The sequence below is a fragment of the Mesorhizobium sp. EU05-FHT14A09 genome (assembly GCF_058790995.1).
The window spans coordinates 102,130-121,944 of the sequence record NZ_JBYTDF010000014.1 but is presented as its reverse complement, the minus strand read 5'-3'; the positions used below and the strand labels follow the sequence as shown (position 1 = coordinate 121,944).

18 protein-coding genes and 1 tRNA gene are annotated in these 19,815 nt (G+C 62.6%); 2 read left to right on the top strand and 17 right to left on the bottom strand.

Annotated elements, in window-relative coordinates:
* Window positions 1–36 precede the first annotated feature (36 nt).
* Window positions 37–1,128 (top strand): hypothetical protein, encoded by a 1,092-nt coding sequence (locus tag AC3WTO_RS29675; protein WP_492464448.1) that lies wholly within the window; start codon window positions 37–39, stop codon window positions 1,126–1,128.
* 69 nt (window positions 1,129–1,197) lie between these two features.
* Here AC3WTO_RS29675 and AC3WTO_RS29670 read toward each other — a convergent pair whose 3' ends face one another.
* The 12 genes from AC3WTO_RS29670 to AC3WTO_RS29615 all read right to left on the bottom strand — a co-directional run bounded on the left by AC3WTO_RS29670 (window position 1,198) and on the right by AC3WTO_RS29615 (window position 13,479).
* Entirely contained in the window at window positions 1,198–1,821 is a 624-nt protein-coding gene (locus AC3WTO_RS29670; protein ID WP_492464449.1) for a transglutaminase-like cysteine peptidase, read from the bottom strand.
* A 249-nt stretch (window positions 1,822–2,070) separates the two neighbouring features.
* Entirely contained in the window at window positions 2,071–3,348 is a 1,278-nt protein-coding gene (locus tag AC3WTO_RS29665) for a polyhydroxyalkanoate depolymerase (RefSeq protein WP_492464450.1), read from the bottom strand.
* A gap of 302 nt (window positions 3,349–3,650) precedes the next feature.
* Complete coding sequence (locus AC3WTO_RS29660) at window positions 3,651–4,013, bottom strand: septal ring lytic transglycosylase RlpA family protein (protein WP_492464451.1); 363 nt, start codon at window positions 4,011–4,013, stop codon at window positions 3,651–3,653.
* A 443-nt stretch (window positions 4,014–4,456) separates the two neighbouring features.
* Window positions 4,457–4,541: transfer RNA gene (locus AC3WTO_RS29655), tRNA-Leu, on the bottom strand.
* A gap of 208 nt (window positions 4,542–4,749) precedes the next feature.
* Window positions 4,750–5,370, bottom strand: a complete 621-nt coding sequence (locus AC3WTO_RS29650) for a 2,3-bisphosphoglycerate-dependent phosphoglycerate mutase (protein WP_492464452.1) — start codon at window positions 5,368–5,370, stop codon at window positions 4,750–4,752.
* A gap of 117 nt (window positions 5,371–5,487) precedes the next feature.
* On the bottom strand, window positions 5,488–6,309 hold the full coding sequence (gene dapB / locus AC3WTO_RS29645; RefSeq protein WP_492464453.1) for a 4-hydroxy-tetrahydrodipicolinate reductase: 822 nt from the start codon (window positions 6,307–6,309) through the stop codon (window positions 5,488–5,490).
* 3 nt (window positions 6,310–6,312) lie between these two features.
* Window positions 6,313–8,154 carry an ABC transporter ATP-binding protein gene (locus AC3WTO_RS29640; RefSeq protein WP_492464454.1) on the bottom strand — a complete coding sequence of 614 codons (1,842 nt, stop codon included), beginning with the start codon at window positions 8,152–8,154 and terminating at the stop codon, window positions 6,313–6,315.
* Window positions 8,155–8,328: 174 nt separating this feature from the next.
* On the bottom strand, window positions 8,329–9,345 hold the full coding sequence (locus tag AC3WTO_RS29635; RefSeq protein WP_492464455.1) for a glucokinase: 1,017 nt from the start codon (window positions 9,343–9,345) through the stop codon (window positions 8,329–8,331).
* A gap of 231 nt (window positions 9,346–9,576) precedes the next feature.
* The gene (gene mepA, locus AC3WTO_RS29630) at window positions 9,577–10,671 is read right to left on the bottom strand and encodes a penicillin-insensitive murein endopeptidase (protein ID WP_492464456.1); all 1,095 of its coding nucleotides are present in this window, start codon (window positions 10,669–10,671) and stop codon (window positions 9,577–9,579) included.
* A gap of 66 nt (window positions 10,672–10,737) precedes the next feature.
* Window positions 10,738–11,643: an SDR family oxidoreductase gene (locus AC3WTO_RS29625; protein ID WP_492464457.1), complete on the bottom strand. Its 906-nt coding sequence runs from the start codon at window positions 11,641–11,643 to the stop codon at window positions 10,738–10,740.
* Window positions 11,640–12,806: a tRNA epoxyqueuosine(34) reductase QueG gene (gene queG, locus AC3WTO_RS29620; protein ID WP_492464458.1), complete on the bottom strand. Its 1,167-nt coding sequence runs from the start codon at window positions 12,804–12,806 to the stop codon at window positions 11,640–11,642. Before queG ends, AC3WTO_RS29625 begins: the two co-directional genes overlap by 4 nt.
* Window positions 12,787–13,479, bottom strand: a complete 693-nt coding sequence (locus AC3WTO_RS29615; protein ID WP_129412184.1) for a glutathione S-transferase family protein — start codon at window positions 13,477–13,479, stop codon at window positions 12,787–12,789. The genes queG and AC3WTO_RS29615 overlap by 20 nt, the downstream gene beginning before the upstream one ends.
* 252 nt (window positions 13,480–13,731) lie before the next feature.
* Here AC3WTO_RS29615 and AC3WTO_RS29610 point away from each other — a divergent pair, with 252 nt between their 5' ends.
* Window positions 13,732–14,670, top strand: coding sequence for an undecaprenyl-diphosphate phosphatase (locus AC3WTO_RS29610; protein ID WP_492464459.1), 939 nt, complete (start codon window positions 13,732–13,734; stop codon window positions 14,668–14,670).
* Between the two features lie 176 nt (window positions 14,671–14,846).
* Here the strand turns inward: AC3WTO_RS29610 and AC3WTO_RS29605 are convergent, their stop codons facing one another.
* The 5 genes from AC3WTO_RS29605 to AC3WTO_RS29585 all read right to left on the bottom strand — a co-directional run bounded on the left by AC3WTO_RS29605 (window position 14,847) and on the right by AC3WTO_RS29585 (window position 19,767).
* The gene (locus AC3WTO_RS29605) at window positions 14,847–15,824 is read right to left on the bottom strand and encodes a complex I NDUFA9 subunit family protein (protein ID WP_492464460.1); all 978 of its coding nucleotides are present in this window, start codon (window positions 15,822–15,824) and stop codon (window positions 14,847–14,849) included.
* A gap of 198 nt (window positions 15,825–16,022) precedes the next feature.
* Complete coding sequence (locus AC3WTO_RS29600) at window positions 16,023–17,024, bottom strand: Ldh family oxidoreductase (protein ID WP_492464461.1); 1,002 nt, start codon at window positions 17,022–17,024, stop codon at window positions 16,023–16,025.
* 150 nt (window positions 17,025–17,174) lie between these two features.
* Entirely contained in the window at window positions 17,175–17,972 is a 798-nt protein-coding gene (locus AC3WTO_RS29595; RefSeq protein ID WP_492464462.1) for an ABC transporter permease, read from the bottom strand.
* A complete protein-coding gene (locus AC3WTO_RS29590) occupies window positions 17,972–18,721 on the bottom strand; it encodes an ABC transporter permease (RefSeq protein WP_492464557.1) in 750 nt (249 codons plus the stop codon). The genes AC3WTO_RS29595 and AC3WTO_RS29590 overlap by 1 nt, the downstream gene beginning before the upstream one ends.
* 248 nt (window positions 18,722–18,969) lie before the next feature.
* Entirely contained in the window at window positions 18,970–19,767 is a 798-nt protein-coding gene (locus AC3WTO_RS29585) for a transporter substrate-binding domain-containing protein (protein ID WP_379064762.1), read from the bottom strand.
* Between the last annotated feature and the right edge of the window lie 48 nt (window positions 19,768–19,815).

The following is a 19,815-nucleotide window of genomic DNA, read 5'->3' as shown; positions in this document are numbered from 1 at the left end:
CGCTGCAGCCGGTTCCAGAAATGAGCGAGATCCGTTTTGTCGATCAAGTTGTTCATCACTACGATGTTTCTGTTGCTGGCGAATGCGAGTTCCAGCCATGCGGCAGGGGTGAGCATCGAGAAATGGCGGGGCCACACCGTTCTTCGCCTGTCCGGCCGCATCGCCGAGGGGACGGCGGACGAATTTGCGAAGCTCATCGACGCTGTCCCACCACTCCCGCATGGGGTTCCGGTTCTGTTGCTCGACAGCCCGGGAGGTCTGGTTGAGGAAGCCCTGGTGATCTCAAGATTGATGGATACCCATCCGTTCCATGTGATTGTGCCCGATGGAGCCAGATGCGCATCCGCCTGCGCATCCATCATTTTCGTGGCCGGCGGCTATCGCACCGTCGAAGAGCATGGGCTGCTCGGGCAGCATTCCTGTTCTCTTGCAGGGGTGCCCAGCCAGAAGTGCAATGACTTGCTCGGCCAACATGCCGTTGCGCATGGCGTACCGCATGGCAGCGTCGCGGCTTTTGTCACCGATGTCGCGCCGGATGACATTCTCTGGTTCAGCCGGGAGGATGCCGAAGGCTGGGGGCTAACCCGTTATCCGGGGGAAGTGCAAAGCGGATTTGTCGCGTCGGCACCCCGGGTGACCCGGGCGTTGACTGGCGAAATGCCGCCAGCGCAGGCGGCGTGGCGCCTGCAATTTCGCGAGGATGGCTACCAGGCGTTTTCGCGAACCGTGTCTGATGTCGAACGAGAAATGCAGATCGGTTTCTTCTGCACTGCCAAGCGTCCTGGCCGATTGTTCCTGTCCATGGAGGTCAATGGCCCGGTATCGACCTTGTCCGACGCCCTGGTAAAGATCCGGGTCGAAACCGATAAATTCTCCTGGGAGGATCCGGCACCGGTTGTCTGGCAGGAAGACGAGCGCGTTTCCGAAATGATCACCGAAATCCCACGGCAGCATCTTGCCGAATTTCTCCACGACGCCGATGCCCTTGCCTTCAAGGTGTCGCTTCGCAGTCCGTTCCAGCCCATGGTCGGGGAAACATATCTCGCGTCCAGCCGCTCGATCCTGGAATTTGTCGCAAACCACTGCGTCAGTGGCGACCCTCAATCCAGCAGAATGCCTCTGCAATAGCCACGGCAAAGGGTAGCGGCATCCTGCGGGCACTCTTGCGACAGCCTGTTCTGTCGAGAGAAACTGAGCTTACTGAACAGCGCCGACCAGCACCTGCTGACCTTCGCGGATCGAGACCCAGCGGCCGGTGTTGTCGATGGCTTGCCGCTTCAGGAAGCGATAGCCGCTCTGATCCCACGGCTTGACCTTGTCGGTCAGGTTGTCGAGCACGAAATCGCCCTTGTCGGTGCGAACCGTCAGCACGGCGTGGCCTTCGCCATCCGGCTTGCGAACCACCGTCACCAGCAGGTTGGCCAGCGAAACGCCCTGCCTGGCCAGCCGACGACGCTTTTCGAGCACATAGTCCTCGCAGTCACCCACACCCTTGTCCGGGTAGGCCCAGACCTCGTCCTTGCCGTAGATTTCCTGGTCGCTCAGCGGCTTGACCGCGGCGTTGACCGCAACGGTAACACGGGTCAGCTTACCCCAGAGTGCTGACGTCAGCCTGGCCGGCGCCAGATCTTTCGGGCGAACCGAGCACTCGGCTGGGCGCGTCTTGCAGAATTCGTAGTGACCGATGGGTTGGGTGGTCGGGCCGCCGGTTGCCATCGCGCTCGCGGCAAAAGCCGAAGGCGTCGTCCAGATCGCCGCGGCCAGCCCGATCGCTGCCACAGCAAACACACGCAAACCTTGCGTCGCTGGTGAGGAATTCATCGTCCCCCGCTCGCCCCTGTTATTAACGAAACGTTAATGAGGATTTACATGGCGTGTCAATTCATCCGTGCGGCGGATTCGTCGAAAGGGTTAACCGCGTCCCGACCATTGCGCTGATTGCGCAACACTCGGCGCTGGCGATTTCATCCAAAATCCGATCTGGCTGGAAAAATAGACGCGCGGCAGCCGGTTTTGTCGAACCGTCCGTGCGTCGACTGCAGCGCGCTGCTGCAGTTCACAACTGTGTGATCAGGCCTGAGCCGGCCTGGTAGCTCTCCGCTTCACCACGACCTTGTTGGTGCGGCCGTAGCTGGTGATGAAGTCGACGATGCGCGGCACGATCTCGGAACGGAAGCGCGAGCCGTTGAAGACGCCATAGTGGCCAACGGCAGGCTGCATGTAGTGCGCTTTCATGTCGGCGGGGATGTTGGCGCACAGGCGATGCGCAGCCTCCGTCTGGCCGAGACCGGAAATGTCGTCGTTCTCGCCTTCGACCGTGAACAGCGCGACATTGCGAATGGCGCCGGTGTCGACTTTGGTGCCACGATGCTTCATCTCGCCCTTCGGCAAGGCATGGCGCACGAACACCGTTTCCACGGTCTGCAGGTAGAACTCGGCGGTCAGGTCCATCACCGCCAGATATTCGTCGTAGAACTCACGATGTTTCTCGGCGCTATCGCCATCGTTCTTCACGAGGTGCATGAAGAAGTCCTTGTGGGCGATGATATGCCGGTCGAGATTCATGCTCATGAAGCCGGAAAGCTGCAGGAAGCCGGGATAGACATCACGCCCGAAGCCAGGCACCGGCCATGGCGCCTGCATGACGACGTTGTCGCGGAACCAGTCGATGCCCTTTTCCTCGGCCAGCAGATTGACCGCGGTGGGGTTGCGACGGGTGTCGATCGGACCGCCCATCAGGGTCATGGTGGACGGTGCGAAACGATCGCCGCGCGCTTCCATCAGCGCCACTGCGGCCAGCACCGGCACCGAAGGCTGGCATACCGCCATCACATGGGTGTCTGGCCCAAGCTCATGCAGCATCTCGATCACGTAGTCGATGTAGTCATCGAGATCGAAATGGCCGGCCGAGAGCGGAACCATGCGCGCATCGACCCAATCGGTGATGTAGACCTCGGCATGAGGCAGCATCGCCTCAACCGTGCCACGCAACAGCGTCGCATAGTGGCCTGACATCGGCGCCACGATCAGCAGCTTCGGGTCGTTGCGACGACCAGCCGGAACCTGGCGCTGAAAATGGATGAGGTTACAGAACGGCTTCGACCAGACGACATGCTCGGTCACCGGCACCGTTTTCCAGTCGACCACTGTCTTGTCGAGGCCAAAAGCCGGTTTACCGTAGCGGCGCGTGGTCCGCTCGAACAGTTCCGCTGTCGCCGCGATCGAGCGGCCCCATGGCGTGTGCGAAAACGGGTTCAGTGGATTGGTGTAGAGAACCCGTACGGCCTCGGCATACGCACGTGCCGGCTGCAGGGCAGCATGGTTCATCTCGTAGAATTGGTAGAACATCTGAAACTGTCTCCGCTGCCCTCGGATCGAAGGGCGATAAGCGGCCCAGCCGCTTCACTCTGTCGCAACGAAGTTAACAAGAAATTGTTGCGGCGCAATAGATCACGCAGGGTGAGTTATCCCCATACTTTAGGCCAAAGCCTTGGAAAAAGCCGAGTCAGGGGCTCAGCCGGCTATGGGTGCAGGTGCGAAGGGCGCCTTTCGATCCGCCGCGCAGGCGCAAAGCATCACACGTGGCGAATCAAACAAAAAGCGCCGCAGCATGGCGGCGCTTTTTGTTGTTTCGCGAATGGAGGCCTTGATCAGACCCGGGCCATGCAGACCGCCGCGTGACCGGAACTGACGAAACCCAGCTGGTTCGCCGCGCCACGCGACAGATCGAGCACCCGGCCCTTGATGAACGGGCCACGGTCGTTGATGCGCACGACGACGCTCTTGCCGTTATTTTTGTTGGTAACCTTGAGCCGGGTGCCGAAAGGCAGGCTGCGATGTGCGGCAGTCAGGGCTGAAGGGTTCATGCGCTCGCCCGATGCAGTCTTCGAATGCAGGGCATACCAGGAAGCGCGGCCGCATTGAGCAGCGGCAGAGGAGGTGGACGCGCCAGCGAAAAGGCCGACTGCGACGGTGGCCGCGGCAAAGGCGGCCTTCTTTTTGTTGATGGTCATCCCGAGGGAACGGCTCCGTTAATCGTATAGGAGGCCGTTAGGGGGAAATGCGGCGGCAAATCCGGCACGTTTCGGGCGATTCCGTGGCGAGCGCGCACGTTTTGAAACACCGGGAAACAGTCTGTCAGAATATTGTCCGACAATTGGGCAGTGCAGATTGCGAATCGCGGCGCCCAGAGACAGAATCCCAGTAGCGCGTGCGAGTCTGATCTCCAAGTACAGTTTCGGAATTCATCTGTGTAATCTGAGCCATCGCTCAATCATGCTGCATCAGCCATGATGCGGACCATCCCATGGCCTGAGACGGGCTTCACTCTTCCATCGCAGATCAGAGTCATCTGTCGGGACCCCATTGGTCTGCCGAGGCTGGAAAATGAAAAAGCCCGGCATTGCCGGGCTTTTCAAAATGCGAACTGCTCCTCATCGAAGCAGCTGCGGAAACTTGGTGCCCAGAAGAGGACTCGAACCTCCACGCCTCGCGGCACACGGACCTGAACCGTGCGCGTCTACCAATTCCGCCATCTGGGCTGGTGGGCGCTCATGTAAGCGGGCAGACGGACCCTGTCAACGCGCTTTTTTCAAGCAATGCGAAGGCAGGTCATAAATGCCGCTGACTGGCGCCGGCAAATTGTCACAACCTGGTCGATTTGCCGGAAATCAGGCTCGTTTTTCGGCAAGCACGGCGCCAAGGCAACTCCAGCAAAAGTGCGTAGCGGTTTGCTGGAGTTGCGCCAGCTCAGTCGGCCAGGACTTCCTTCGATGCCACGGTCGAATCGGCATTGAGCTGGTAGATGACCGGCACGCCGGTGCCGAGCTCCAGCTTGACGATCTCGTCGCCGGTCAGCCCGTCCAGCGCCATGATCATCGCGCGCAGTGAATTGCCGTGGGCGGCGACCAGGACGGTTCCGCCGGCGAGCACATGCGGCTGCAGCGTGTGCAGATAGTAGGGCCAGACACGGGCGCCAGTGTCCTTCAGGCTTTCGCCGCCGGGCGGCGGCACGTCATAGGAGCGGCGCCAGACATGCACCTGGTCCTCGCCCCATTTCTGGCGGGCATCATCCTTGTTGAGGCCCGACAACTCGCCATAGTCACGCTCGTTGAGCGCCTGGTCACGTATCGTGTTCAGGTCGCCCTGGCCAACGGCGTCGAGAATGTGCTGGCAGGTCTTCTGCGCGCGCTGCAAGGTGGACGTGAAGGCGATGTCGAACTTCAGCCCGCGTGCCTTCAGCTTGGCGCCGGCGGCCTTGGCCTCGGCATGGCCCTGTTCGGTCAGGTCGGGATCGCGCCAGCCGGTGAACAGGTTCTTCAGGTTCCATTCGCTCTGGCCGTGGCGCACGAGCACGAGAGTTCGCGACATATGTTCTCCTTAGGGGCGTGATCCCGAAAAGTTGCAGACCTTTCGGGCAAAGATCATGCGATGAATCAATCAACAGACTGCCGTGATCCATTGAATGCGGCGTTCTGATATTCTTTGTCAGGCGACCCGGCCGAGGCCTAGCACGTCCCGCATGGAATAGAGCCCTGGCTTGCGGCCATGCGCCCACAACGCCGCCTTGACGGCGCCGCGAGCGAAAATGGCACGATCCTCGGCGTGGTGGCTGAGCGTTATCCTCTCGCCTGGCCCGGCAAGGAACACCGAGTGTTCGCCGACGACCGAGCCGCCACGCAGCGTGGCGAAGCCGATGGTCTTTGCCTTGCGGGCGCCGGTGTGGCCGTCGCGCGTGCGCACGCTGTTTTCGGCGAGCGCGATTTCGCGGCCGGCCGCAGCGGCTTCGCCAAGCAGGAGGGCGGTGCCGGACGGTGCATCCACCTTCTGCCGGTGGTGCATCTCCAGGATCTCGATGTCGAAATCCTCCGGGTCGAGCGCCTTGGCCGCCTGCTCGACCAGAACGGCGAGCAGATTGACCCCGAGACTCATATTGCCGGATTTGACGATCGTGGCATGTCGCGCTGCTGCGGCGATCGCCGCGTCGTCCTCGTCTGAGCAGCCGGTGGTGCCGATGACGTGCGCGATGCGCGCCTGGGCAGCATAGCCGGCGAATTCGACGGTCGCAGCAGGCGACGTGAAGTCGAGCACGCCGTCAGCCTTGGCGAAAGCGGGTAGCGGATCATCGCCGATCGTCACGCCGATCGGACCGATGCCGGCGATCTGGCCGATGTCCTTGCCGACATGGGGCGAACCCTTGCGCTCGACGGCGGCGGCAACGGCTGCGCCGGGTATGGTGGCGATGGCACGGACCAGTGCCTGGCCCATCCTGCCTGCCGCACCCACAACCACCAGCTTCATTTCGCTCATGCGCTATCCCCCGGTCGTTCCATCGGCCCTGTTTGCGATCGTCTCGACCTCGCCATCATCGACCAGGCCAAGCCCTTGCCCACCTTGCAGATTGTAGAAATGGGCATAAGCGCCGTTCGGCCTGGCGAGCAGCTCGCCATGCGTTCCCTGCTCGACAAGACGGCCTTGTTCCAGCACGACGATATGATCGGCGTTGATCACTGTCGACAGCCGGTGCGCGATGACGATGGTGGTGCGGCCTTGCATGATGGTGGCCAGTGCCTGCTGGACCCGTGCTTCCGACTCATTGTCGAGAGCCGACGTCGCCTCGTCGAGGAGCAGGATTGGCGCCTGACGCACGATGGCGCGCGCGATCGACAGACGTTGGCGCTGTCCGCCCGACAGCGTGACGCCGTTTTCGCCGACCGGCGTGTCATAGCCCTCCGGCTGCCGGCGGATGAAATCATCGGCTGCGGCCTGTTGCGCCGCAAAGCGGATTTCGCTGTCGCTGGCGTTCGGGCGACCGTAGCGGATGTTGTCGCTGATGGTGCCTTCGAACAGGTAGGGCTGCTGCGAAACGAAGGCGATCGACTCGCGCAGGGATCGTTTGGTGACCTTGGAGATATCCTGGCCATCGATTTCGATCAGGCCGTCATTCACGTCGTAGAAGCGCTGCAGCAAGGCAACCAGCGTCGACTTGCCGGCACCGGATGCGCCGACGATCGCAGTGGTCTTGCCGGCGGCCGCGGTGAAAGTGAGGTTGCGGATCACCGGCTGGTCGGGTGTGTAGCCGAAAGTCACATTGTTGAAGCGGATCTCACCCTTCTCGATCCTGGCTTCTTTCGCACCCTCCGCGTCGCCTTGCCGCGGCTCGACATCCAGCAGTTCGTAGATCATGCGCGCATTGACCATCGCACGCTCGACATTGACCTGGGTGCGGGCAAGGCGGCGTACCGGATCATAGGCCAGCATGAAGGCGGTGATGAACGACATGATGTTGCCGGGCGGCTGGCTGCTGTAGGCCGAACGGTACACCGAATAGGCGACGACGCCGGCAATGGCGAAACCGGCCAGCATTTCGGTAATTGGCGCCAACCGCTCCGAAACGCGGGCGATCTTGTTGTAGCGCGACTCCGCCCGGTCAACGAGGTCGCCGATCTTGTGGGTCAGCTGCTCTTCCATGGTGAAGGCCTTCACCACGGCGATGCCTTGCACCGATTCCTGCATGGCGCCGATCAGGCGCGAATTGATCTCGACAGATTCACGCGTCACCCGGCGCACACGACGCATGATGTAGCTGACCGCCCAGACCAGCGGCGGCCCGATCAGGAAGGTGCTGGCAGCCAGGAAAGGCGCCTGATAGACCATCACAGTCACCAGCCCAATCAGGGCAACCAGGTCGCCGGCGATCGATTTCAGCGTCATCGAGAACAGGTCGCGGATACCGGCGACGTTTTCGTTGATGCGAGCCGCCAACTGGCCGGAGCGTGTTTCGGTGTAGAAATCGATGCCAAGCTTCATCAGATGGCCGAAGACGCGCTTCTGATAGTAGGCAACGATGCTGTTGCCGATCTTGGCGAGCGTGACGGCGGAGCCGTAGGTGGCAAGGCCGCGCACCAGGAAAATGCCGACGATGGCGCCACAGATCCACGGCACCTTGTCATATTGGCGCCTGTAGAACAGCTCGTCGATCATGGGCTGCATGATCCAGGCCGCGCCGCCGGTCGTCGCCGCCAGGGCGATCAGGCAGAATGCCGCCAGCCAATAGGACTTCAGATGCCCTCGGCCCGCCTCGTCGTAGATGCGGCGCAACACAGCGAAGACTTCGCCGGGTTCAGCTCTTCTTTTGGGTTCGTTGGAAGCCAAATTTCAGTCCGCGCACTGTCTTCGTCGGGTCGCCCTTCGGCGTCGGGGCATCCTATTAGCCTCATCGGCCGTTTTTGCCTATGGCCAATGGGCAACGCGCACCAAAATGCTTTGGCGTCCCAGGCAGGTTTCGCAAAATATCCCACAGTTTCGCGATCGGAACCTGCGGCTGGCTCAGGCACTCCAGCGGCGACCGTCGGTCTCCACGCCAAACAAGGACGGCGCCCGTGCATAGGCAGCGAGCCCGGCCAGTGCGGCCAGCGGGTGCGTGATGACATAGACGGGTAGTGAGCGCATCATCTCGCTGTGTGGCGCCTTGTCTTCGAAGGCGGCGCGGAAATTGCCGGCTTTCAGCGCCGGTACGATCTTCTGGGCAATGCCGCCGGTGAGGAAAACGCCTCCGCGGCTCTTGAACACCAGGGCGAGATCGCCGGCCGTGCGGCCAAGGCAGGTTACGAAAAGCGACAAGGCCTCTTCCGCGACCGCATCGGAATGCGCCAGCGCCGCGGCCGTGATCTCGGCCGGCTTGGTGAAAGGCGCGGTCTTGCCGTCTGCCTCGGCGACAGCCCGGTAGACGTTGACCAGCCCGCGTCCGCACAGGATCTGCTCGCCGGAGATGCGGCCGTCGATCTTCTCGATATGCGGAAACACCTGGAAGTCGCGCGGCGTACGCGGTCCGATATCCATGTGTCCGCCTTCGCCCGGCACCGGGATCCAATGCCCCAGCGCATGGATCAACCCGGCAACGCCCAGTCCTGTGCCTGGACCCAGCACGACCCGGCCGGCATTCGGTTCGGGTTCGCCGCCACCGATCTTTTCCATATGTTCGTCGCCGAGCGCCACCACGGCAAGCGCCTGTGCTTCGAAATCGTTCAGCACGACGACATCGCTGAAGCCGAGATCGCTTATCATCACCTTGGGGCGGATCACCCATGGGCAGTTGGTGAGGGGGATTTCATCGCCGTCGACCGGTCCGGCAATCGCCAGGACCGCCGAATTCGGCCGCACCGAAGAGCGATCGAGCACGGCTGCCTGAATGGCTGCGTCGATAGTCTCGTAGTCGGCTGTCTGGACGATATGCGGCTCGCCGGCTTCCGCATTGGCATCCACCACGACAGAAAAGCGCGCATTGGTGCCGCCGATGTCGCCGATCAGGATCGGGAATCTCAGCCCTCCGGTTGCATCAGTCATACCCATCCCCGGTTCGACGCGGCGACGCCTCGCGCTCTGTCCGCCTGATTGCAGTTTTCACGCCGATTCGGCTGCCTGCAACCTTCTCAATCGATTGAACGCTATAAACAAACAGAAGCGCCCCTGAAAGAGGTGCTTTTCGGGCCGCCGCCCTGGATCATGGGGTTCGCAATCGATCTGAAAAGCACCCGGGAAAGGGCGCTTTTCGTGTCCGTTCAAAGGTGCGGAGCGTCAGTTGCCGGGGCGCGGGCGTGGCAGCGGGATGCCGACCTTCGGCGTCGGTGCGAAGGCATTGGCGGTCACGGGTGTGAGCGGCGCCTCGCCGATCGTGCCTGCCGGTGCGGGAGCCGGCTCCGGCGATGCGGCCACGGCGACCGGCGGCCGGCCGCTGCCGTAGTAGGTCGCAGCCTCGGCCGATACCGGCCCCGGCGCCTGCAGCACCAGCCGGCACTCCTTCGGCAGGCTCGCCATGGTCATGATATCGCGTGCCTTGGGCGCGTCCGGATTCTTGTTCGGGCGCCATGGTTCCTCGGTGAACCACCAGGCCAGCGACTTGTCGCAGCCGTCGCCCACTGCTGTCGCCGCCTGCTCCTTGCAGCCATGCGACCCGGGCTGGCAGCCGATGCGGACGTGGAAATGATAGTCATGACCCCAGAACGGCCGGACCTTGCGCAGCCAGCCGCGGTCGCCGGTCACCGTGTCGCAGAGCTTCTTCTTGATGCCCGGGTTGACCAGGATGCGCTCGACTTCGGGATAGCTCGCCGCACGCTTGAGCAACTGGGTGTGCTGGGCGGTCCAGAGCTTGTCGTAAACACGGTGCGTCTTGGGATCGACCATCAGCATGGCGCTCTTGTTCTCGCGCTCGGCGATGGTCAGGTCGCGACGTGGTTTTGGCGTCAGCCAGATGTCGGCATCGAGGCCGATCTGGTGCGAAGCGTGGCCGGTCAGCATCGGCCCGCCGCGCGGCTGCGAGATATCGCCGAGCAAGAGACCCGGCCAACCGTCAGCCTCGGCGTCGCGCGAGAATTTCTCGAGCAGCGCGATCATCGCCGGATGACCCCAGCGCCGGTTGCGCGAAGGACGCATCACTGTCCAGGTATCCCCTTCCAGCGGGATGGCGACGCCACCGGTGAAACAGCCCTTGGAATAAAAGCCGAAAGACTGAGGCTCGGTTGCCGCCGGCAGCTTCTCGGCACCGAACAGGTTCTTGGCCAACTCCTCGGCCATGACCGGACGTGCCTCGAGCTCGAGAGCGCCCGCAAAAGCAGCCACCCCTGCCAGCGTCAGGATCGTCTTGCGAGCAATGGTTCGCAGCCGTTTTCTCACTTACCCTCTCCCTGCTCGCGCGTCGTCCCGCTGCGAATCATACCACGGAGCGATCGTTGCCCGCGATCACGAGCGCTTCATCGCGCTGCGCGCCGTTCCCTTGTCCCAGTCTCCGCTTGCCCACATCTGGTCGAAGGCGGCGTGGTAGTCCGGGAAACGGAATGCATAACCCGTGGCCTTGATCGCCGCGTTGGAGACACGTTTGTTCTCGCCATAAAAGGACCGCGCCATGGGCGAAAGTTGGGCAGTGGCGAAATCGGTCTCCGGGGGCGGCGGCACATCCATTACCGTCGCGGCATAGGTCACGACGTCCTGCGGTGGTGCGGGCATGTCGTCGGTGACATTGAAGACGCCGCCTTTGTCGCTCTCGGCCAGGTGGCGAAGTGCGCCCGAAATGTCGTCGCGATGGATGCGGTTGAAGACCTGGCCGGGCTTGATCAGCCGCTTGGCGGTACCGTCCTTCAGATTGACGAAAGCGTTGCGGCCAGGGCCATAGATGCCGGACAGGCGCAGCACGGCGACCGGCAGTCCGGTTTCGTCACCAAGGCGCTGCCAGGACTGTTCCGCCCGCAGTCGCAGGGTCGAACGATCCGATACCGGGCGGCATTCGGCGTTTTCGTCGACCCATGCGCCGCTGTGGTCGCCATAGACGCCGACCGTCGAGAGGTAGCCGATCCAGCGCAGTGCCGGCATCCGAGTCGCAATCGTGCCGTGGAAGGCATTCAGCACCGGGTCGCCGGCCGTCTCGGGCGCGATCGAGATCAGCAGATGCGTGGTTTCGGCGAGAGCGGCTTCGATCTCTGCCGTTGACGTTCCATCGAAGCGAAAGGGCTCGATGCCGGCTTGCCGGAGCGCCTCGAACTTGTCCTGCGAACGCGTCGTGCCGACAAAGCGACCGTAGTCGCGGTTCTGGCTGGCGAAGGCCTGGGCGGAATAGCCGGCGCCGAAAATGAAGATCCTGTTGCCGGTCATGCTGCTCTTCCGTTGTTGTCAGTTGCACCGAGAGCCAATCGCCATTCATCCCGGACGGTAGCCTCGTCCTCAGCCTGCAATGCCGTCGCTGCCAGCTCGCGCACTGTATCGTCTGCCGCCAGCCGCGACAGTGCCCACACCGCCGCACCCCGAACCAGAGGCGAAGGATCGGCGAGCAGTTCCAGGGTCGGCGCGATCAGGTTTTGGTCATCGGAATTGCCGGCGGCAATCAGCACATTGCGGATGAAGCGGTCGCGGCCAATGCGCTTGACTGGCGAACCGGAGAAGAATGCACGGAAGCCGACGTCGTCGAGCCTAAGCAGGTCGGCGAGTGCGGGTTCGCGCAGATCAGCGCGCGCAACGAGTTTCGCCTCCGAGGCGGCCTGGGCGAACTTGTTCCAGGGGCACGCAGCCAGGCAGTCGTCGCAGCCGTAAATGCGGTTGCCGATGGCGCTCCGGAATTCAGGAGGGATCGGCCCTTTGTTCTCGATGGTGAGGTAGGAGATGCAGCGGCGCGCATCGAGCTTGTAAGGCGTGGGAAACGCATCGGTCGGGCAGGCATCAAGGCAGGCACGACACGAGCCGCAATGGTCGTCTTCCGTCTTGTCCGGCTCGAGTTCCGCCGTCGTGAAGATGGAACCGAGAAACAGCCATGATCCATGCGCCCGGCTGACAAGATTGGTGTGCTTGCCTTGCCAGCCCAGTCCAGCCGCCTCGGCCAAAGGCTTTTCCATCACCGGGGCGGTGTCGACGAACACCTTCACATCGCCGCCCGCAGCAGCGACGATCTTGCCGGCAAGTTCCTTCAGCCGACCCTTGATGACGTCGTGATAGTCACGGTTGCGTGCATAGACGGAGATCGCGCCGCGATCTGGTTGCCCTTGAAGCGTTCGCGGGTCGTGATCAGGGCCGTAGTTCATCGCCAGCACGATGATGGAGCGGACGTTCGGCCATAAAACGGACGGGGCGGCGCGACGTTCGAGCGTTTCGGCCATCCAGCCCATCGAGCCGTGATAGCCCGCGGCCACGAACTCCGCCAGCCGTGCCGGTGCCTGTGGGATGGCAACTGGTGTGGTGACAGCGACGGCATCGAAACCGGCACGCCGCGCTTCACGGTCGATCAGCTTGCGCAGCTTGGCCCGGTCAGAAGTCGAGGTCCGCATAGTGCGATACCGGCGAAAGGCCGCGAACGCGGTCGGCCAGAAGTGGCCGGAAGGAGGGGCGCGATTTCACGCGTGTGTACCATTCGCGCGCCGCGCCATGTTCACGCCAGTCGATCTCGCCCAGATAGTCGAGCACGGAAAGCGTGGCCGCCGCGGCGAGATCCGCATAGGTGATGCGGCTGCCGGCCAGCCAATGGCGCGTGCCAGCCAGCCAGTTGGTGTACTTCATATGCTGTCGGATGTTGGCGCGCGCCGCGCGGATGGCGGTCGAATCCGGTGAGCCACCGCCCGCGTCTGCCGGCATATGCGGTTTCAGCACCCGCTCGCGCACGAGATGGCGCGTCACTTCGCTTTCCGCCTTGATGAGGTACCAGTCTGTCAGCCGGCGGATTTCCGCGCGCTCCATCGGCCCTTCCACGAACAGGCGCTTCTCGCGCTTCAGCACGCCGCGTGTCTCGTCGAGATATTCGGCAATCACGCCGGCGCCGATGATCGGCACGTCGCCTTCGGCAAGCAGGATCGGCAGCGTGCCGGCTGGGTTGAGCGCCAGGAACTCCTTGCGCCGCGTCCAAGGTTTCTCTTCGATCAGCGCAAGCTCCTCGCCATACTCGCCGAAAGCGAGGCGTACGAAGCGGCAACTGGCGAACATGGGGTGGTGGAAAAGCGTCAGCATCGTCCGAATGATTATATGCGCTGGCGAATCGCTGGCCGCGCCGATAAGTCTTTATTGCCCGAGTACACGGGTTGTCAGGGTGCTGCGAGCTATAGGAGCAGTTGGGCACGCTGACAAGCAAGCCCCGACGCTGCATTCGTCACAGTTTTGCAACTTTGGCAGTGTTCTAAGCGCCTGTTCTACAGATTCGAGCGCGAGCGGACACAAAGACCGGGTCCCGCTTTGCCGGTCGCGCCGCCCGCGAGGTACTTTATGAATTTCCAGACTTTGGTGGAAGCGCTGCTGCTTGGCCTGCTTGAAGGGCTGACCGAATTCCTTCCTGTGTCCTCGACAGGCCACATCCTGCTGGCGGGCCATTTCCTCGGCTTCGAGTCCACCGGCAAGGTTTTCGAGGTGCTGATCCAGCTCGGTGCCATTCTCGCCATCCTCAGCCTCTACGCCGGCAAGATCTGGGCGTTCCTGCGCCGACCAGGTGCGTTCGGCCGGCTGGTCGAGGCTGCGATCGGCTCCATTGCTTCGATCATATGGCTGGGAGGCTGCGCCTTCGAACTGGTTGCAGCGACCGTCAAGCGCCGGCGCGTCAACATGTTCGTGCCGCCGGAAATCTCCAGCGACCACAGCGTACGCCTGCTTGTCGGTGTTTTTCTGGCCTTTCTGCCGGCGGTCGTCATCGGTGTCCTGGCACATGACTTCATCAAGACGGTTCTATTCGAAACGCCGAAGCTGATCTGCCTCATGCTGATCCTGGGCGGCATCGTGCTGCTGTGGATCGACCGGCTGGACCTGAAGCCGAAATATCACAACGCCTCCGAACTGCCGCTGTCGATGTGCCTGAAGATCGGCCTGTTCCAGTGCCTGGCGATGATCCCCGGGACGTCGCGTTCCGGCGCGACCATCGTCGGTTCGCTTCTGATGGGCGTCGACAAGCGAGCTGCGGCCGAATTCTCGTTCTTCCTCGCCATTCCGACCATGCTGGGCGCCTTCACGCTCGACCTGATCAAGAATCGCCACCTGCTTACGAGCGGCGATTTCCCGATCATCGCAGTCGGCTTCATCGCGGCCTTCATCACGGCGGTCATCGTCGTGCGCAGCCTGCTCGGCTACGTCTCGCGGCATGGCTATTCACTGTTCGGCTGGTGGCGATTGATCGTCGGCAGCGTCGGACTGGCTGCGCTGTTCATCTGGGGCTGATAGCCCGGAGCATTTTGTAGCCAAGTGGAATCACTTGGCGTTAACAAAATGCAGCGAAAACTGGAACTTAGAGCGTGTCCGCGTTTCCGTGAAAAACGGAAACGTCCTAGCGAGCAATCTAAAAGAAAAGGCCGGATTGAACCGGCCTTTTTTGATGCTTGCGAGATCGGGAAAGATCAGGCGGCAGGCTTGCGCTGGTCGAACTGTCCGGTGGCGCGGAAGCGCCAGAGGTAGCTCGGCAGGATCGCCCCGATCGTGCGCGGTGTGATGCCGACTGCGGCGAAGGTACGGCCTTCCTTGATCGCTTGTTCCGAAACGACATTGTCAGACTGCAGCTGCGTGACCTGGTCGTTGGTGAGCAGCGGCTTCGGCAGCAGGCCCAGGATCGATGCCTGCAGCCGGGCAGCCCACCATGGCACCGACACCAGCAGGCGCTTGCGTTCGATCACCGCCAGCATGTCCTGCATGCACTCCTTGAAGGTCAGCACCTTCGGTCCGCCGAGTTCGTAAATCTTGCCGCCTTCGACGGCACCGTCGACCGAACGTGCGATCGCCTCGGCGACATCGCCGACATAGACCGGCTGCAATCGGGTCTCGCCGCCGCCGAGCAGCGGCAGAACGGGCGAGAGGCGCGCCATGGCGGCGAAACGGTTGAAGAAACCATCCTCCGGACCGAAATTGATCGACGGGCGATAGATGACTGCGTCCGGTACCGTGTCGAGAACGGCTTTTTCACCGAGCGCCTTGGTGCGGGCGTAGTCGGATTCGGAATCGACACTGGCGCCGAGTGCCGAGACATGGGTCAACCCGGCACCGACCGAACGGGCAGCCTCGGCGATCGCGCGAGCCCCGAAATCCTGCACGGCGCCGAAGCGCTGGCGGCCACTCTCGTAGAGAATGCCGACGAGATTGACGACGTGGTCGGCACCTTGGACGGCGTGGTCGACCGACCAGCGCACGCGCACATTGGCTTGGATCGGCTGAATCTGGCCGACATTGCCCAGCGGCTGCAGGTGGCCGGCAAGGTCAGGACGGCGGCAGGCGACCCGGATGCGATAACCGCGCATGGCCAGCGCGCGCACCACATGCCGCCCGACGAAGCCTGAGCCGCCGAAAACGACGACGAGCTTGGGGGTTTGCAGGATTTCGGTCATGGCTGGCTCCGGCGCTCGAAAGCTTGGCTGAAGCCGTTTCATAGTCGGTTTCTCGCCAAAGGCAAAGGGCGACGGGAGGTCGCCGTAACGGGTTTTGTCGGGGCCTGATCGGGTTCTCCATCGATCGTCGAAAACCTCGGAGCGTTTCCGGTTTTCACGAAAAGACGGAAACGCTCTTATGCGCTATTGCGCTCGACGTCAGCGCTTGTGCCGCTCGGCGAAATCGGCGATGCGCTCGATGATGTCCTTGGAAACGGTGATGCCACGCGCTGCCGCCTTTTCGGTTGCCGCCGCTTTCGAAAGACCTGGAATGTGAACACCGTAGCGGCGGTCCAGCCGGTTGACCTGGTCTCTCATGCGCTTCTCGAAGTCGGGATCGAGCAGCTTGGGTTCGATCGCCAATACGAACAGCCCGGTGCCGGGGCTATCCGGCCCGCCGCTGAACCAGGGTGCGTCGAGCGACCAGTTGGCACCGGAAAGGCCGGCTGCCAACACCTCGACCATCAGGGCGATGTTGGCACCGCGCGCGCCGCCAAAGGCCAGCAGCGCGCCCTTCATGGCGGAGGTCGCGTCGGTCGTCGGATTGCCGTCGGCATCGAGCGCCCAGCCTTCCGGGATCGCCTTGCCGTCGGCGGCGGCCTTGCGAATGTTGACGAAAGCGGTGGCGCTTGAGGACTGATCGATGATCAGCGGCGCGCCATCGGCCTGCGGGCAGGCAAAGGACATCGGGTTGGTGCAGTAGACCGGTTTTGTCGAGCCGGAGCCGGCTAGCACGGCGGGGCCGTTGGTTGCGGCAAAGGAGATCAGTCCCTGTTCGGCAAGCCGGCCGGTGAAATAGCCGAGTGCCCCGGCGGTATAGGCATTTCTCTGCGAGAAGATGGTGACACCGAACAGTCGCGCCGCCTTGGCAAGATCGTCGAAGACGCGGTCGAAGCCGGTATGAGCGGCTCCACCCTGCGCGTCCGAGAGATAGACGGCGAGTGCTGGCCGGGTGATCACCGGCTCCGCCTTGCCGCGGATGCGGCCGGCTTCCAGTGCTTCAAGATAGTCGATGTAGTGGGACAGGCCGACGGCCTTGTTGCCCTCGGCCTCGGCAGCGATCGCGGCGGCGGCGATGGAGCGCGCGGTTTCGTCGCTGGCGCCGGCTCCCAATGCCGCCATGCGGCACAGCGCACTAGCCTGTTCGAGACTGAGCTGCATGTCTTCCACCCCTAGAGCGTTTCCGTTTTCCACGGAAACACTCTATCTATTTGTTTTTACACATGATCTCTGTCCGAAAAGTCTGCAACTTTTCGGGATCATGCTCAAGCTGCGTCCGCAATTCTACCTATGCCGCGATCCGGGCCGCAATTAGCCTAGCCTTGCCGGAATGCGCGCTTCGATCTTGCGGAACGCAAAGACGATAACCCCGGTAATCGCCATATAGACCAGCGCGAGCAGCAGCAAGGGTTCATAGGTGACGAAGGTCTCCTGGCGAACCCGCGAGGCGACGGAATAGATGTCGACCATGGTAATGGTCGCCACCAGCGGGGTCGCTTTCAATTGCAGGACGGTCTCGCCGGCCAGCGTCGGCAGCGCCCGCCTCAGCGCCTGCGGCAGCCAGATCCGGCGGAAAGCGGTCCAGCGCCGCATGCCGAAGGCGCGGGCTGCTTCCAGCTGTCCTTTCGGCACGCCGGCAAAGGCGCCGCGCATCACCTCGCCTTCATAACCGGCATAAGACAGGGTGAGCGCCAAAACGCCATACGGCCAAGCCTGCCTCAGATATGGCCACAGGAATGACTCGCGGATCCAGGGAAATTGCGGGAACAGCGAGCCGAGCCCGTAATAGAGCAGCCACAGCTGCAGCAGCAGCGGCGTGCCGCGGATGACGGTGCAGAACAGGCGCGCCGGCACCGCCAGGAAGGCCGGTCCGGCCGCTTGCGCGAAGCCGATCGGGACCGCCAGCAGGATGCCGAGCGTGGCCGTGACCACCAGCAGCCAGATGGTGCGCCATATGCCTTGCAGGGCGAGCGGCAGATAGGCCGGCAGCCAGTCCCAGCGCATGAAGAACGCGCAGGTCAGCACGATCGCCGCTGCCAGGATGACGAGGATGATGCGGTGCGGCTGCAGCCATTCCGATTTACGGGCAACCGTTGTCGTCATGGCCATCAGCGTGTCTCCACCACGGAAGGCATGCCGCGCCGCGAATGGCGTTCGAAGCGTGAAATGATCACGTTCGAGACCAGCGTCAGCGCAAGATAAAGCACACCGGCGGCGATGAAGAAGGTGAAGTAGGCCTTGGTGGCGCCGGCAGCGAGGCGTGTCGTCTGCGTCAGCTCATTGAAGCCGACGACAGCCAGAAGCGCCGTATCCTTGGTTGCGATGAGCCAGAGGTTGGCGAGGCCGGGGATTGCATAGGGGGCCATTGCCGGCAAGGTGATCCGCCTGAGCTGCAGCGACGGCGACATGCCATAGGCGCGCGCTGCCTCGATCTGGCCCTGCGGGATGGCGAGAATGGCGCCGCGCAGCACTTCCGTCGAATAGGCGCCCTGGACGACGCCGAGCACGCAGATGCCGGCAACCAGGCCGTTGATGTCGACAGGGGCATAGCCGAGCAGCGTGAGCAGCCGGTTCACCAGGTCGGTGCCGGCGAAATAGAGCAGCAGGATCAGGACAAGTTCCGGAACCGCGCGCACGATGGTGGTGTAGAGGCCGAACAGGTCGCGCACCATCGGGCTGCCGTAAAGCTTGCCATAAGCGCCGCAGATGCCGATCAGCAGGCCGAGGCCGAACGACCCGCAGGCAATGCCGACCGAAGCCAGCAGGCCGCGCAGCAGGTTGCCGCCCCATCCGGGTGGATCGAATGCCAGAAGTTCGCCAAGGCTGGCCGCCGAGGCTGAAAGGAAGAAGTCTGTCAGCGTCGTCACTCCGACTGAGGCGATTTCGAAGAATTATTGCCTTCCGATGAGCGCGACTTTTGGTCCAAAATCGATGCAATAATTCTTCGAAATCGCCTTGAACGGCGCCGCATGCCGCCGTTGGAGGATCTCGAATGAGCCGGCGCGCCCCCCGACGTGCCGGCTCACGACCCAGCCTGACGCGAAGCGCCGGCCGGATGGCGCGTCGTTTCTCGGGAACGACGCGCGGAACCTGCTACGCTGCGGTGCTAGTTCGACTGCACCGCGTCGCCATAGACATCGAAGTCGAAATACTTCTTGGTGATCTCGGCATATTTGCCATTGGCGCGGATGCCCTTGATGGCGGCGTTGATCTTGTCCTTCAGTTCGGTATCGCCCTTGCGCACGCCGGCGCCGACGCCCGGCCCGAGCACTTCGAGGTCAGGGGCCACGTTTCCTTTCATGTCGCAGCAGGCCTTGCCCTGATCGGACTTCAGGAAGGCGTCGAGCGCGATCTGGTCGGCTTGCGTGGCATCGATGCGGCCGGCGGCGAGATCCTGGTTGGCCTCATCCTGGGTCTGGTATTCCTTGATCTCGGCCGCGGTCGAGGCGAAGTGCTTCTTGGCATAGGCGGCATGGATGGTAGAGACCTGCACGCCGATCACCTTGCCTTTGAGGCCTTCCGGCGAGGCGTCGAACTTCTGGTCCTTGGCGCCGGCGATCGAGGTTGGTGTGTTGTAGTATTTGTCGGAGAAGTCGATCTCCTTCTGGCGCTCCGCTGTGATCGACATCGAGTTCATGATCGTGTCGATCTTCTTGGTCTTGAGACCCGGGATCAGGCCGTCCCAAGGAATCGGCGTCAGCACGCAATCGAGCTTGGCTTCGGCGCAGATGGCCATGGCGATATCGACTTCCCAGCCGCCCCATTTGCCGGAGGAGTCCTGTGAATAGAAAGGCGGATAGGCCTCCGGCGAGAAGCCGACCTTCACCTGTTCGGCGCTGGCCGCGAAGGTTCCCGCCAACGCGATCGCGGCAGCGGCGACTGCCGTCTTCAGAAATGTTTTCATGCCTTGTTCTCCCGTTGTTTTTGATTGTTCCCGTAGTCTTTTTCTTGC

Bases quoted from the DNA above. Each gene is read 5' to 3' on its own strand.
- AC3WTO_RS29605 (WP_492464460.1), bottom strand. From the start codon at position 15,824: ATGACCGAAATCCTGCAAACCCCCAAGCTCGTCGTCGTTTTCGGCGGC.
- queG (WP_492464458.1), bottom strand. From the start codon at position 12,806: ATGCGGACCTCGACTTCTGACCGGGCCAAGCTGCGCAAGCTGATCGAC.
- AC3WTO_RS29660 (WP_492464451.1), bottom strand. From the start codon at position 4,013: ATGACCATCAACAAAAAGAAGGCCGCCTTTGCCGCGGCCACCGTCGCA.
- AC3WTO_RS29600 (WP_492464461.1), bottom strand. From the start codon at position 17,024: ATGCAGCTCAGTCTCGAACAGGCTAGTGCGCTGTGCCGCATGGCGGCA.
- AC3WTO_RS29625 (WP_492464457.1), bottom strand. From the start codon at position 11,643: ATGACCGGCAACAGGATCTTCATTTTCGGCGCCGGCTATTCCGCCCAG.
- AC3WTO_RS29670 (WP_492464449.1), bottom strand. From the start codon at position 1,821: ATGAATTCCTCACCAGCGACGCAAGGTTTGCGTGTGTTTGCTGTGGCA.
- AC3WTO_RS29595 (WP_492464462.1), bottom strand. From the start codon at position 17,972: ATGGCCATGACGACAACGGTTGCCCGTAAATCGGAATGGCTGCAGCCG.
- AC3WTO_RS29665 (WP_492464450.1), bottom strand. From the start codon at position 3,348: ATGTTCTACCAATTCTACGAGATGAACCATGCTGCCCTGCAGCCGGCA.
- AC3WTO_RS29585 (WP_379064762.1), bottom strand. From the start codon at position 19,767: ATGAAAACATTTCTGAAGACGGCAGTCGCCGCTGCCGCGATCGCGTTG.
- dapB (WP_492464453.1), bottom strand. From the start codon at position 6,309: ATGAGCGAAATGAAGCTGGTGGTTGTGGGTGCGGCAGGCAGGATGGGC.
- AC3WTO_RS29610 (WP_492464459.1), top strand. From the start codon at position 13,732: ATGAATTTCCAGACTTTGGTGGAAGCGCTGCTGCTTGGCCTGCTTGAA.
- AC3WTO_RS29650 (WP_492464452.1), bottom strand. From the start codon at position 5,370: ATGTCGCGAACTCTCGTGCTCGTGCGCCACGGCCAGAGCGAATGGAAC.
- AC3WTO_RS29615 (WP_129412184.1), bottom strand. From the start codon at position 13,479: ATGCTGACGCTTTTCCACCACCCCATGTTCGCCAGTTGCCGCTTCGTA.
- AC3WTO_RS29635 (WP_492464455.1), bottom strand. From the start codon at position 9,345: ATGACTGATGCAACCGGAGGGCTGAGATTCCCGATCCTGATCGGCGAC.